This window comes from Megasphaera indica, from assembly GCF_046614755.1.
Taxonomy (GTDB): Bacteria; Bacillota; Negativicutes; order Veillonellales; family Megasphaeraceae; genus Megasphaera; species Megasphaera intestinihominis.
The window spans coordinates 1-262 of sequence record NZ_JBKKJR010000074.1 but is presented as its reverse complement, the minus strand read 5'-3'; the positions used below and the strand labels follow the sequence as shown (position 1 = coordinate 262).

Sequence of the window (262 nt, the reverse complement as noted above, 5' to 3'; positions counted from 1 at the left end):
GCAAACGGCACAATTGGCTTGCAGCTTGATTCCAGCAGCTTTACAGAATGAGCCAGTCTTCCTCAGTGTCGATGATACGACGGTGCCGAAATTCGGCAAGAAGTTCGATGCCGTTTCTGTGTTGCATGACCACGCCTGCCATACAGGCAAGCCCTATGTGAACGGTCATTGCTTCGTCAGTCTGACGCTGAGCGTCCCTGTCCTGAGCCAGCATGCAGGTGAAGCTCCGCTCATCCGCTATTTAGCGGTTCCCGTAGGATAC

1 pseudogene is annotated in these 262 nt (G+C 53.8%); it reads left to right on the top strand.

The features are described from left to right. Window positions 1–262 (top strand): annotated as a pseudogene (locus ACFCTO_RS12230) (IS701 family transposase); the annotation flags it as partial.